At 65.0% G+C, this 13,357-nt stretch carries 10 protein-coding genes; 4 read left to right on the forward strand and 6 right to left on the reverse strand.

Annotation, left to right across the window (positions count from 1 at the left end):
* Nucleotide 1: 1 nt before the first annotated feature.
* From glgC to J2X50_RS15630, 6 genes are all read right to left on the reverse strand, one after another.
* Nucleotides 2-1,264, reverse strand: a complete 1,263-nt coding sequence (glgC, locus tag J2X50_RS15605) for a glucose-1-phosphate adenylyltransferase (RefSeq protein ID WP_429096343.1) — start codon at nucleotides 1,262-1,264, stop codon at nucleotides 2-4.
* Between the two features lie 14 nt (nucleotides 1,265-1,278).
* A complete protein-coding gene (glgB, locus tag J2X50_RS15610; protein WP_429096345.1) occupies nucleotides 1,279-3,495 on the reverse strand; it encodes a 1,4-alpha-glucan branching protein GlgB in 2,217 nt (738 codons plus the stop codon).
* A 52-nt stretch (nucleotides 3,496-3,547) separates the two neighbouring features.
* Nucleotides 3,548-6,016, reverse strand: coding sequence for a glycogen/starch/alpha-glucan phosphorylase (locus tag J2X50_RS15615; protein WP_429096347.1), 2,469 nt, complete (start codon nucleotides 6,014-6,016; stop codon nucleotides 3,548-3,550).
* A gap of 154 nt (nucleotides 6,017-6,170) precedes the next feature.
* A complete protein-coding gene (locus tag J2X50_RS15620; RefSeq protein ID WP_340035554.1) occupies nucleotides 6,171-6,956 on the reverse strand; it encodes an ATP-binding cassette domain-containing protein in 786 nt (261 codons plus the stop codon).
* A complete protein-coding gene (locus tag J2X50_RS15625; protein ID WP_429096349.1) occupies nucleotides 6,956-8,038 on the reverse strand; it encodes an ABC transporter permease in 1,083 nt (360 codons plus the stop codon). Before J2X50_RS15625 ends, J2X50_RS15620 begins: the two co-directional genes overlap by 1 nt.
* 105 nt (nucleotides 8,039-8,143) lie before the next feature.
* Nucleotides 8,144-9,175, reverse strand: coding sequence for a sugar ABC transporter substrate-binding protein (locus J2X50_RS15630; RefSeq protein WP_429096351.1), 1,032 nt, complete (start codon nucleotides 9,173-9,175; stop codon nucleotides 8,144-8,146).
* 210 nt (nucleotides 9,176-9,385) lie between these two features.
* Between J2X50_RS15630 and J2X50_RS15635 the strand changes: the two genes are divergently transcribed.
* The 4 genes from J2X50_RS15635 to J2X50_RS15650 all read left to right on the forward strand — a co-directional run bounded on the left by J2X50_RS15635 (nucleotide 9,386) and on the right by J2X50_RS15650 (nucleotide 13,351).
* On the forward strand, nucleotides 9,386-10,609 hold the full coding sequence (locus tag J2X50_RS15635; RefSeq protein ID WP_429096353.1) for an ROK family transcriptional regulator: 1,224 nt from the start codon (nucleotides 9,386-9,388) through the stop codon (nucleotides 10,607-10,609).
* Between the two features lie 2 nt (nucleotides 10,610-10,611).
* Complete coding sequence (locus J2X50_RS15640; RefSeq protein ID WP_429096449.1) at nucleotides 10,612-11,058, forward strand: RbsD/FucU family protein; 447 nt, start codon at nucleotides 10,612-10,614, stop codon at nucleotides 11,056-11,058.
* A complete protein-coding gene (locus tag J2X50_RS15645; protein ID WP_429096355.1) occupies nucleotides 11,055-11,978 on the forward strand; it encodes a carbohydrate kinase family protein in 924 nt (307 codons plus the stop codon). The genes J2X50_RS15640 and J2X50_RS15645 overlap by 4 nt, the downstream gene beginning before the upstream one ends.
* 230 nt (nucleotides 11,979-12,208) lie before the next feature.
* Nucleotides 12,209-13,351 carry a DegT/DnrJ/EryC1/StrS family aminotransferase gene (locus tag J2X50_RS15650; RefSeq protein ID WP_429096357.1) on the forward strand — a complete coding sequence of 381 codons (1,143 nt, stop codon included), beginning with the start codon at nucleotides 12,209-12,211 and terminating at the stop codon, nucleotides 13,349-13,351.
* Nucleotides 13,352-13,357: the final 6 nt, after the last annotated feature.

The following is a 13,357-nucleotide window of genomic DNA, read 5'->3' on the forward strand; positions in this document are numbered from 1 at the left end:
GCTACAGCTCCAGCCTGTTGATCATGTCCTGGGTGATCAGGCAGATGCCCTTCTCCGAGACGCGGAAGCGCTTGGCGTCCAGTTCGGGATCCTCGCCGACGACCAGCCCTTCGGGGATGTGTACGCCATGATCGATGACAACTCTTTTAAGCTGGGCCTTGCGGCCGACGTGGCAGGCCGGCAGCATCACCACGTCCTCGAGCGTGGCATAGGAGTTGATGCGCGCCCCGGTGAAGATCAGGCTGCGCTTCAGCGATGCGCCCGAGATGATGCAGTCGCCGGAGACCAGCGACGAGATCGCCTGGCCGCGCCTGCCGTCCTCGTCGTGGACGAACTTGGCCGGCGGTGTCAGTTCCGAATAGGTCCAGATCGGCCAGTCGCGGTCGTAGAGGTCGAGTTCCGGCGTCACGTCGGTCAGGTCGATATTCGCCTCCCAATAGGCATCGACCGTTCCCACGTCGCGCCAGTAGGGTTCGGCCTCGGCCGTCGAGCGCACGCAGGACTTGGTGAAGCGGTGCGCCACGGCCTTACCGTGCTGGACGATGTAGGGGATGATGTCCTTGCCGAAGTCGCGGCTCGAATCCGGTTCGGCGGCGTCGCGGCGCAACTGCTCCATCAGGAACTTGGTCTTGAAGACATAGATGCCCATCGAGGCCAGCGCGAAATCCGGGTTGTCGGGGATGCCGGGCGGATCGGCCGGCTTTTCGATGAAGGAGATGATGTTGTCCTTCTTGTCGACATGCATCACGCCGAAGCCGGTCGCCTCCATGCGCGGCACCTCGAGACAGCCCACGGTGACGTCGGCGCCAGCATCGACGTGCTGGCGCAGCATCAGTTCGTAGTCCATCTTGTAGATGTGGTCGCCGGCGAGGATGACCATGTATTCGGGGCCATAGGCCTCGATGATGTCGATGTTCTGGTAAACCGCGTCGGCGGTGCCTTCGTACCACTGCGTTTCCGACACGCGCTGGCTGGCGGGCAGGATGTCGAAGCTCTCGTTTCGCTCCGGCCGAAGGAAGTTCCAGCCGCGCTGCAGGTGCCGGATCAGCGAATGTGCCTTGTACTGCGTGGCGACGCCGAGGCGGCGGATGCCCGAGTTCAGCGCATTGGACAGCGCGAAATCGATGATGCGCGTCTTGCCGCCGAAATAGACCGCCGGCTTGGCGCGCCGGTCGGTCAGTTCCTTGAGCCGGCTGCCGCGGCCACCGGCCAGCACATAGGCCATGGCATCGCGGGCCAGTGGCTGGTTTCTCTTCGGTTCCATGGCATCCTCCCTGCTCAGTCCGCCACAAATTCGAGCATGACCGTCGCCAGCGGCGGCAGAAGCAGCGTCACTGCCGCCCCTCCTCCGTCCGCCTGCCGCGCGGTGACCATGCCGCCGTTACCCTTGCCGGACCCGCCATAATCGAGCGCGTCCGAGTTGAAGACTTCCCGCCACGTGCCCGCCTGGGGCAGCGGCACGCGATAGTTTTCGCGCGGCACCGGGGTGAAATTCGAGATCACGGCGATCGGTGCTGCACCCGGCGCCTTGCGCAGCCAGGCAAAGACCGAGTTCCTGGCGTCGTCGACGATCAGCCACTCGAAGCCTTCCAGTTCGCAGTCGCGCGCGTGCAGCGCCGATCGCGAGCGGTAGAGTTGGTTGAGATCGCGCACGAGCTGCCTGACCCCACGATGCGGGGCGAAGTCGAGCAGGTTCCAGTCGAGCGCCTTGGCCTCGTTCCATTCGGCGCGCTGGGCGAACTCCTGCCCCATGAACAGCAGCTTCTTGCCGGGATAGCCCCACATGAAGGCGTAGTAGGCGCGGAGCGTCGCGAATTTCTGCCAATCGTCGCCGGCCATCTTGCCGAGCAGCGTGCCCTTGCCGTGCACCACCTCGTCATGGGACAGCGGCAGCACGAAGTTCTCGCTGAAGGCGTATAGAAGCCCGAAGGTGATCTCGTTGTGATGGTGCCTGCGATGGATCGGCTCCTTCGACAGGTACTCCAGCGTGTCGTGCATGAAGCCCATGTTCCACTTGAAGCCGAAACCCAGCCCGCCCTCGTGCACCGGCTGCGACACCTTCGGCCACGAGGTCGATTCCTCGGCGATGGTCATCACGCCGGGATGCGCACCATAGACGGCGGCATTCATCTTCTGCAGGAAGTGCACTGCCTCGAGGTTCTCGCGGCCGCCGAACTCGTTGGGGATCCACTCGCCTTCCTTGCGCGAGTAGTCGAGGTAGAGCATCGAGGCCACCGCATCCACGCGCAGGCCATCGACATGGTACTTCTCGGCCCAGTAGAGGGCGTTGTTGACGAGGAACGAAACCACTTCGCGCCGGCCGAAATTGTAGATCGCGGTGTTCCAGTCGGGGTGGAAGCCCTGGCGCGGGTCGGCATGCTCGTAGAGTGCGGTGCCGTCGAAATGCGCCAGGCCGTGTTCGTCGGTCGGGAAGTGCGCCGGTACCCAGTCAAGGATGACGCCGAGGCCGGCGCGATGGGCGCCGTCGACGAAGCGGGCAAAGCCGTCAGGATCGCCGAAGCGCGCCGTCGGCGCATAGAGGCCGGTGGTCTGGTAGCCCCATGACGGGTCGTAGGGGTGCTCGGAGATCGGCAGGAACTCGATATGGGTGAAGCCGGTCTCGACGACATAGGGGATCAGCCGGTCGGCCAGTTCGTCCCAGGGCAGGAAAGTACCGTCGTCGCGGCGCTGCCACGAGCCGGCATGCACCTCGTAGATGCTGATCGGCTCGCGGCGCTGGTCGGCGCTCTTCCAATAGGCGCGGTGCTCGTCGTCGCCCCATTGGTGCCCCGAAGGTGCTGCCGTCACGGAGGCGGTCGCAGGCCTGAGTTCGGAGTGGAAGGCGAACGGGTCGGCCTTGAGCGGCAGGCGCACGCCGCGTGAGCCGATGATCTCGAACTTGTAGGGCCTGCCGGGACCGATGTCGGGAACGAAGATTTCCCAGATGCCGGTATCCTGCCGGTTGCGCATCGGGTGGCGGCGGCCGTCCCAGTCGTTGAAATCGCCGACCACCGAGACGCGATGCGCGTTCGGCGCCCAGACGGCGAAATGCACGCCGCTTGCCCCCTCGTGCGAGATCAGGTGCGCGCCGAGCTTGTCGAACAGCCGGCGGTGCGAGCCCTCGGAGATGAAATAGTCGTCCATCGGCCCGAGCACGGGACCGAAGCTGTAGGCGTCGCTGACCCACCATTCGCCGCCGGCATTGCGGGCATGATACCTGAGCGGCTGGCGCTTGCGGATCGAGAGCTTGCCTTCGAAGAAGCCCGTGTCGTTCACGCGGGCAAGCTCCCCGCAGGCCTTGCCCTGCAGCGTATGCGCAGTCACCGACTCCGCGTGCGGGACGAAGCAGCGGGCGATGAACCCTTTGTCCGTCTCCTGAAGGCCGAGCACCGCGAACGGATCGCCATGGGTGCCGTTGACGATCGCCTCGATATCGCCGTCCGAAGCTCTTGCGAACTCCGGCTTGGTCTCGGCGGCCGCGCGCGGCTTCTTCATGTTGAGGCGTCCCCTCCCAAGGATCGTCGCGAGGTTAGTTCATGCAATCACATCAGGCCGGAACGTTCCAGATTTCTTTCGCATATTGCCGGATGGTGCGATCGGAGGAGAACCAGCCGACGCGCGCGACGTTGCGGATGGCGCGGGCGTACCAGTCGGGACTGTCGCGCCAGACCGCGTCGACCTGCCTTTGGGCTGCCGCGTAGGCGTCGAAGTCGGCCGCGACCATGAACCAGTCATGCTGGTGGAGCCCGTCCATCAGGTCGCGATAGCGGTTCGGGTCGTCGGGCGAGAACACGCCCGACGCAATCGCCGCGACGGCCTGCTTGAGTTCGGCCGAGCCGTCGATCACCGCTTCCGGCCGATAGCCGTTGTTGCGCCGTTCGGCCACTTCCTCGGCGGTCAGGCCGAAGATGAAGATGTTGTCGTCGCCGACGCACTCCTTGATCTCGACATTGGCACCGTCCAGCGTGCCGATGGTCAGCGCGCCGTTGAGCGCGAACTTCATGTTGCCGGTGCCCGACGCCTCCATGCCGGCCGTCGATATCTGCTCGGAGAGATCGGCCGCGGGCATCAGGATTTCGGCCGCGCTGACATTGTAGTTCGGCACAAACACGACCTTCAGCAGGCCACGGACCGAGGGGTCGCGGTTGACGACCTTGGCGACGTCGTTGGCCAGTTTGATGATCAGCTTGGCGTTGTGGTAGCTGGGTGCCGCCTTGCCGCCGAAGAATTTCACCCTCGGCATCCAGTCGCGCTCGGGGTGCGAGCGGATCTGGTCGTACAGCGCCACCGCCTCGATGATGTTGAGCAGCTGGCGCTTGTATTCGTGGATGCGCTTAATCTGGATGTCGAACAGCGCGGAAGGATCGACCCTGATGCCCAGCCGCTCGGCCACCAGGTTCGACAGCCGCTCCTTGTTCGCCCGCTTCACGGCGGCGAACTTCTCCCTGAAGCCGGCGTCGCCGGCCAGCGGATCGAGTTCCCGGATCGCCTCGATATCGTCGAGGAAGCGGTCGCCGATCGCCTCGCGCGCAAGGCCGGTCAGGCCGGGATTGCACTGGATCAGCCAGCGCCGCGGCGTGATCCCGTTGGTCTTGTTGTTGATGCGGTCCGGATAGAGCCGGTGCAGGTCGGCGAACACCGTCTCCTTCATCAGGTCGGTGTGCAGCGCCGAGACGCCGTTGATGCTGTGCGAGCCTACGAAGGCGAGGTTGCCCATGCGCACGCGCCGGCCGCCATCCTCCTGGATCAGCGAGATGCGGCTGATCTGCTCGCCGTCGAAGCGGCCGGTCGCCCGCGCCTCCAGGAGGATCTCGGCATTGATCGCATAGACGATCTGCATGTGGCGCGGCAAAAGCCGCTCGAACAGCGGCACCGGCCAGCTTTCCAGCGCTTCGGGCAGCAGCGTGTGGTTGGTGTAGGCGAAGGTGCGCTTGGTCAGGCCCCAGGCCGTGTCGAAGTCGAGGCCGTGGACGTCCATCAGCAGCCGCATCAGCTCGGGCACGGCGACGGCCGGGTGGGTGTCGTTCAGGTGGATCGCCGCCTTCTCGGGCAGCGACAGCAGGTCGCCATACTGGCTGAGATGGCGCTGGAGGATGTCCTGCAGCGAAGCAGTCGAGAAGAAATACTCCTGCCTGAGCCGGAGCTCCTGCCCCGCCGGCGTCGCATCCGCCGGATAGAGCACGCGCGACAGCGCATCCGCCTTGTTGCTCTCGCGCAGCGCGCCGATGTGGTCGCCGGCGTTGAAGGCGTCGAGCAGGATCGGGTCGATCGGGATCGCCGACCAGAGGCGCAGCGTGTTGACCCGCGATCCGCGCCAGCCGACGACGGGGGTGTCGTAGGCCACCGCGATCATGTGCTCGGTCGGCTTCCAGACATGGCGTTCGAGGCGGCCGTCCTTGGTGGTGACGGATTCCACCGAGCCGCCGAAGCCCACGTCGAAGGCGCGCTCGCGGCGTTCGAATTCCCAGGGGTTGCCGTGCTCCAGCCAGGTCTCGGGCAGTTCGACCTGCCAGCCGTCGTGGATCTCCTGCCGGAACATGCCATTGGCATAGCGGATGCCGTAGCCGTGGGCGGGAATGTCGACGGTTGCCATGCTCTCCATGAAGCAGGCGGCGAGCCGGCCAAGACCGCCATTGCCGAGCGCGGCGTCGGGCTCGAGCTTGGCGATGACGTCGAATTCGACGCCGAGCGAGGCCAGCGCGTCGCGCATCGCCTCCATCAGCCCGAGATTGGAGAAGGCATCCCGCATCAGACGGCCGATCAGGAATTCGAGCGACAGGTAATAAACCCGCTTGGCGCTCTTCTCGTAGGATTCCTTGGTCGACGAGATCCACTCGTCGACGATGCGGTCGCGCACGACCTTGATCGAGGCCGTGAGCCAGTCGTAGTCGGTGGCGACCGTGGCGTCCTTGCCGAGCCGGTACTTCAGCACCTGGAGGATTTCGGCGGCGAGCGCCTCGGGGCTGGTGTTGCCCAGCGACGGCTGGGAGACTTTCGGGGTCTCTGCGCGGGTCATCTTGCCTCTCGCGTAGTTGGCCAGTTCGGCAACCTTGTTACTATCCTCCCGAGCCGACACCTATCCTCCCGCCCCCATGTTAGACGATCCGAAGGCAATTCCAATCGATTTAAATCCCCGCGTCAATATGCATCGAGGCGGAGATTAATGAGGATCAGGCAGCCGCCAGCGCCGCTTCCGGCGGCTTCTTCGCGCCGGTCATGAAGGCCACCGCGTCCGACATCGTGTATTCCTTCGGGTCGATCACCGTGAGGCGACGGCCGAGCCGGTGGATGTGGATGCGGTCCGCCACCTCGAACACATGCGGCATGTTGTGCGAGATGAGCACGATCGGCAGGCCGCGCCGCTTGACGTCGAGGATGAGTTCCAGGACGCGCCGGCTTTCCTTGACGCCAAGTGCTGCGGTCGGCTCGTCCATGATGACCACCTTGGAGCCGAAGGCCGCGGCACGCGCCACCGCCACGCCCTGGCGCTGGCCGCCCGAAAGCGTCTCGACCGCCTGGCCGATGTTCTGGATGGTCATCAGGCCGAGCTCGGTGAGCTTTTCGCGGGCCCGCTTTTCCATCGCCGTGCGATCGAGCATGCGGAACCACTTGCCGAGCACGCCCGGCTTCCTGATCTCGCGGCCGAGGAACATGTTGTCGGCGATCGAAAGCGCCGGCGACAATGCGAGGTTCTGGTAGACGGTCTCGATGCCGGCATCGCGCGCCTCCATCGGCGACTTGAAATGCACCGGCTTGCCGTCGAGCAGTATCTCGCCCTCGTCGGGCGAGACGGCGCCCGAGATCGCCTTGATGAGCGACGACTTGCCGGCGCCGTTGTCGCCGATCACGGCAAGGATTTCGCCCGGATAGAGGTCGAAATCGGCGTGATCGAGGGCGGTGACGCGGCCGTAGCGCTTTACCAGGCCGCGGGCGGTGAGAAGAGGTTCGGTAGACATCAGCCTGCAACCTTTCTGATCCACTGGTCGATGGCGACGGCGATGATGATGAGCAGGCCGATCAAGAGATAGGTCCACTGCGGGTCGGTGCCGATCAGGCGCAGTCCCAGTTGGAAGACGCCGACGATCAGCGCACCGAAGAGCATGCCCAGGATCGAGCCGCGCCCGCCGAAGAGCGAGATGCCGCCGATCACCACCGCGGTGATGGATTCGATGTTGGCGAACTGGCCGGCGGTCGGCGAAACCGAGCCGATGCGGCCGATCAGCAGCCAGCCGCCGAGCGCGCAGATGAGGCCGGAAAGCACGTAGACCGAGATCAGCATCTTGTTGACGCGCACGCCCGAAAGTTCGGCCGCGTCGGGATCGTCGCCGATGGCATAGACATGCCGGCCCCAGGCGGTGTGGTTGAGCACATACCAGAGCACTGCCACCAGCAGCACCATGGCGACGACGCCATAGGTGAAGACGGCGTTGCCCATCCTGAAATTGTTGCCGAAGAACTGCAGGATCGGAGCCTGCGCCTCGATGTCCTGCGAGCGGATGGTCTCGTTGGCCGAATAGAGGAAGTTCGAGGCCAGCACGATCTGCCACATGCCGAGGGTCACGATGAACGGCGGCAGCTTCATGTAGGCGACCAGCGCGCCGTTGATCCAGCCGCAGAATGCTCCGACCGCGAAACCGCAAAGGATGGCGAGCGACGGCGGCAGGCCGTAGCGGAAGGTGAATTGCCCCATCACCACCGACGACAGCACCATGATTGCGCCTACCGACAGGTCGATGCCGGCGGTCAGGATGACCAGCGTCTGAGCTGCACCGATGATGCCGGTGACGGCGACCTGCTGGAGGATCAGGGTCATCGAGAAGGCCGAAAAGAACTTGCCGCCGATGATGACGCCGAAGGCTGCAAGCGACGCCACGAGAACGATCAGCGGCACCGCCGCCGGGTTCTTGTGCAGGAAATGCTGGATCTTCTCGATCGGCGATCGGGTATGGGTATCGAAGCTCGCCACCGACGTGTCGCTGCCCGAGAGCGCCTTCTCGAACTCCTGCGGCCGCCTGGCATCTGCCGAAGCGTCAGACATATCGAATTCCTCCCAATGAGGGACTTTCCATCCCTCTTGCCAGAAGGGCGACCAGGGACTGGCCGCCCTCCGTCTTCAAGAGTGTCACGCCGTAAGGCGGTCAGATCAACCCCAGCACTTGGCTAGGCCGGTCTTGACGTCGATCGATTCGACGCCCTGGGCGGGCTTGTCGGTCACCAGCGAAACGCCGGTGTCAAAGAAGTCCTTGCCCTCGGTCGGCTTGGGCTTCTCGCCGCTGTCGGCGAACTTCTTGATCGCCTCGATGCCGAGCGATGCCATAAGCAGCGGATACTGCTGCGAAGTGGCGCCGATGACGCCGGCCTCGACGTTCTTGACGCCCGGGCAGCCGCCGTCGACGGAGACGATGAGCACGTTCTTCTCCATGCCGACAGCCTTCAGCGCTTCGTAGGCGCCGGCGGCGGCCGGCTCGTTGATGGTGTGGACGACGTTGATGCCCGGGTCCTTCTGGAGAAGGTTCTCCATGGCCTTGCGGCCGCCCTCTTCGTTGCCGTTGGTGACGTCGTGGCCAACGATGCGCGCATCGTCCTCGTCGCCGATCTTGTTGGCGTCCTTCACGTCGATGCCGAAGCCCATCATGAAGCCCTGGTCGCGCAGCACGTCGACCGTCGGCTGCGACGGGGTCAGGTCGAGGAAGGCAACCTTGGCGTCCTTGGCCTTGTCGCCGAGCGTGGCCGCGGCCCACTGGCCGATCAGCTTGCCGGCCAGCAGATTGTCGGTGGCGAAGGTGGCGTCGGCCGAGTCTGCCGGCTCGAGCGGAGTGTCGAGCGCGATCACCAGGATGCCGGCGTCGCGGGCCTTCTTGACCGCGGGCACGATGCCCTTGGTGTCGGAAGCAGTGATCAGGATGCCCTTGGCGCCGTCGGCGATGCAGGATTCGATGGCCGCAACCTGGCTCTCGCTGTCGCCGTCGATCTTGCCGGCATAGCTCTTCAGGTTGACGCCGAGTTCCTTGGCCTTGGCGGTCGCACCTTCCTTCATCTTGACGAAAAACGGGTTGGTGTCGGTCTTGGTGATAAGGCACGCGCCCACTTCGTCTGCCGAAGCGGGAGCGGAAAGTGCGGCAAGGCCGGCAACCGCGGCGCCGAACACGGTCGTCTTCAGAACGGAAAATTTCATCGGGTACTCCTCCCAGATCCAAACAATGGCCCCATCGGTCGGTGGCCGGGGACGCTCGTTTACTCTTCCCAGTCGAGCATCCGGCAACGACGAAACACCAAACGTGTCGACGAGTCAATAAATAAATCACTCTTATTTATTATTGACAGGATTGCAGGCCAGCCGCATTCTGGACCAAAACGAAAGAACGAAAATGACGGGAGGAGTCCGGTGGAGGCCGGGAGCGTGAGACACGGTTCGCCGGAAGCTGAAAGCCAGCGCCTGCGGGGAACGAACCAGAGCGGCATGCGCGACCACAACGAGCGGCTGGTGCTGTCGCTGGTGCGGCAGAGCGGCGCCCTCGCCAAGTCCGACATCGCGCGCATGACCGGCCTTTCGGCCCAGACGGTTTCCGTGATCATGCGCGAGCTCGAGTACGAGGGCCTGCTGCTCAGGCAGGAACCCATCCGCGGCAAGATCGGCCAGCCGTCCATCCCCATGGCGCTGAATCCCGAGGGCGCCTTCTTCATCGGCCTCAAGATCGGCCGCCGCAGCGCCGAGCTCGTGCTCATCGACTTCCTCGGCAACACGCGCGCCATGCTGCAGAATTCCTACCGCTACCCTGCCCCGCGCGACACTGTCGACTTCGTGAAATCAGGCATCGCGCAGATGCGTGCGGGCCTGACGCGCGACCAGGACAAGCGGATCGCCGGCCTCGGCGTCGCCATGCCGTTCGAACTGTGGAACTGGGTCGACACGGCAGGCGCACCGCGCGAGGTGATGGAGGAGTGGCGCAACCGCGACATGCGCTCCGACCTGCAGGCGCTGTTCCCCTTTCCCGTCTACCTGCAGAACGACGCCACGTCGGCCTGCGGCGCCGAGCTCGTCTTCGGCGACATCGGCACCTTGCGCGACTTCGTCTATTTCTACATCGGCGCCTTCGCCGGCGGCGGAGTGGTGCTCAACGGCCGGCTCTACAGCGGACCGACCGGCAATGCCGGCGCGCTCGGCTCGATGCCGGTACCCGGCCCGGCAGGCAAGCCGACGCAGCTCATCGACGTCGCCTCGATCGCCATGCTGGAGAAAGCGCTCAACGCACGCGGTATGGATGCCGCCCATCTGTGGACGTCGCCGGAAGACTGGGGCGACCTCGGTCAGGATCTCGACGACTGGCTTTCCAAGGCGGGCGATGCCCTGGCATACGCCATCGTTGCCTCCGCCTCCGTCATCGACTTCGAGAGTGCCGTCATCGACGGCTGGATGCCCGGGAAGATCCGCGCCCGGCTCGTCGAGGCCGTCCAGGCTTCGATCGGCAAGATCGACGTCGAGGGCTTGCGCCTGCCCTCGGTGCGCGAGGGAACCGTAGGCATCCACGCACGCGCTTTGGGCGGGGCGAGCCTGCCCCTGTCGGAGCGCTTCCTCGTCGGCGCGACCGCACTTTCGCGAGGTCCATGAACGTGTTGATCGGAATTCCCCCAGTGCTCGGACCGGAGCTGCTGTTCACTCTGCGCTCCATGGGCCACGGCGACGAGATCGCCATCGTCGACGGCAATTATCCGGCGCAGGAGCATGGCCGCCGCGTGGTCCGCGCCGACGGCCTCGACCTGATCCCCATGCTCGACGCCGTGCTGCAGGTCCTGCCGGTCGACGATTTCGTGCCCCAGGCGATCTTCCGCTCGTCGGTGAAGGGCGATCCGGCCCGGTCCGATCCGGTGCACGGCGAGATCGAGGCCGTGTGCGCCCGGCGAGCGCCTGGATTCGCCGTCGTGCCGCTGCCGGGTGGGGCATTCTATGATCGCGTGAAAGCGGCCCACACCATCATTGCGACCACCGAGCCCAGGCTCTACGCCAACGTCATCATCCGCAAGGGTGTCATCTATCCAAAGGGGACGGACAAGCCATGATCCTGTGCTGCGGCGAAGCGCTGATCGACATGCTGCCGCGGCAGAGCACTCAGGGCGAACCGTCCTTCGCGCCCTATGCCGGCGGCGCGATCTTCAACTCGGCAATCGCGCTCGGCAGGCTCGGCGTGCCGACCGAATTCTTCTCCGGCCTCTCCTCCGACCTGTTCGGCCAACAGATTCGCGATGTGCTGGCGGCCAGCGACGTCGGTTCGCGCTATGCCAACCTCTCTGGCCGTCCGACGACGCTGGCCTTCGTCCGCCTCACGGACGGCCACGCGACCTATACCTTCTACGACGAGAATACCGCCGGCCGAATGCTCACCGATGCCGACCTGCCCGCGCTCGGCGACGACATCGACGCCATACTGTTCGGCGCCATCAGCCTGATCCCCGAGCCTTGCGGCGCGGCCTACGAAGCGCTGATGCGGCGCGAGTACGCCAAGCGCGTCACCATGCTCGATCCGAACATCCGCCCCGGCTTCATCCAGGACAAGAAGCATCATCTTGCGCGCATGGAGCGGATGATCGCCATGGCCGACATCGTCAAGCTGTCGGACGAGGACCTCGGCTGGTTCGGCGAGGTCGGCAGCCAGGAGGACGTGGCCGCACGCTGGCTCGGCAAGGGGCCCAGGCTCGTCATCGTCACCGCCGGCAGCAAGGGAGCGACCGCCTACAGCGCCAACCACAAGGTATCCGTGACTCCGGAAAAAGTGACGGTCGTCGACACCGTCGGCGCCGGCGACACCTTCAACGCCGGGGTGCTCGCGTCTCTGCATGAGCAAAAGGCGCTCTCCAAGCAGGCGATCTCCGAGCTATCCGAAACAGCTATCCGTGAGGCCCTCAGCCTTGGTGCGCGAGCCGCCGCGATCACCGTCTCGCGCGCCGGCGCAAACCCGCCCTGGCGACGCGAACTGGCCTGAATCGGACGCAAGAAGCCGTTATTGCCGATCACTTTATGTTTCGGTTCGCCGAGCCCGGGCAGCAGCCGGCTCGTGCAAAACCCAGCTTTTCCGCCATTTTCGGGCCGCTGGCATCGCAAGCGAAAGTAACAAGAACCCAATCCGCGCACGGGATGCCGCAGGCAGCTCTGCTTTTTCGACTTCGGCAACTCTGCTATCAGCAGCCGAACAAAATCAAAGGGTTTGGGGCAATGCAGTTCATCGATCTCGGCGCGCAGCGCGAAAGAATCCGCGACCGCCTGAAGGCGGCCATCGACAAGGTCGTCGACGACGGCCGCTACATCCTGGGGCCCGAAGTCACCGAATTCGAGAACCAGTTGGCCAAGTATGTCGGCGTCAAGCATGTCGTTGCCTGCGCCAACGGCACCGATGCGCTGCTGCTGCCGCTGCTCGCCTCCGGCATCGGCCCGGGCGATGCGGTGTTCGTGCCGAGCTTCACCTTCGCCGCCACGGCCGAAGTCGTTGCGCTCGCCAAGGCCGAGCCGGTCTTCGTCGACATCGAGCCCGACACCTACAACATCTCCATCGAAAGCCTCGAAGCCGCAATCGCCATGATCAAGGCCGAAGGCCGCCTCAAGCCCAAGGCGATCATTCCGGTCGACCTGTTCGGCATCGCCGCCGACTATGCGGCGATCGACGCCATCGCCAAGCGTGAGAACCTGCTGGTCATCGAGGACGCCGCCCAGTCCATCGGCGGCAAGCTGGACGGCAAGATGTGCGGTTCGTTCGGCCATGTCGGCGCCACCAGCTTCTATCCGGCCAAGCCGCTCGGCTGCTATGGCGACGGCGGCGCGATGTTCACCAACGACGACGCCTTCGCCGCCAAGCTCCGCTCGTTCGCCTTCCACGGCAAGGGCGAGACCCAGTACGACAACATCCATGTCGGCCTGAACTCGCGCCTCGACACGCTCCAGGCCGCGATCCTGATCGAGAAGCTCGCCATCCTCGAAGACGAGATGGAAGCGCGCGCGCGCGTCGCCCAGCGCTATGCCGACGGCCTCGGCGACGTGGTCAAGGCTTCGCGGGCTCCCGCTGCCGGTCGCTCGGCCTGGGCGCAATACGCCATCGAGACCGCCGACCGCGACGGGCTCAAGAAGCACCTGCAGGAGCAGGGAATTCCGTCGGTCATCTACTACGTGAAGCCGCTGCACAGCCAGGTCGCCTACAGCCACTATCCGCGCACGCCGGGCGGACTGCCGGTTTCGGAGGCCGTGCCTGGCACCATCCTCTGCCTGCCGATGCACCCCTATCTCAGCGAAGCCGACCAGGACCGGATCATCTCCACGATCCGCAACTATGTCGGCTCGAACTCGGCCAAGATCGCGGCCGAGTAAGCGCGG

This window comes from Aminobacter sp. BE322 (assembly GCF_050433525.1).
Classification (GTDB): domain Bacteria; phylum Pseudomonadota; class Alphaproteobacteria; order Rhizobiales; family Rhizobiaceae; genus Aminobacter.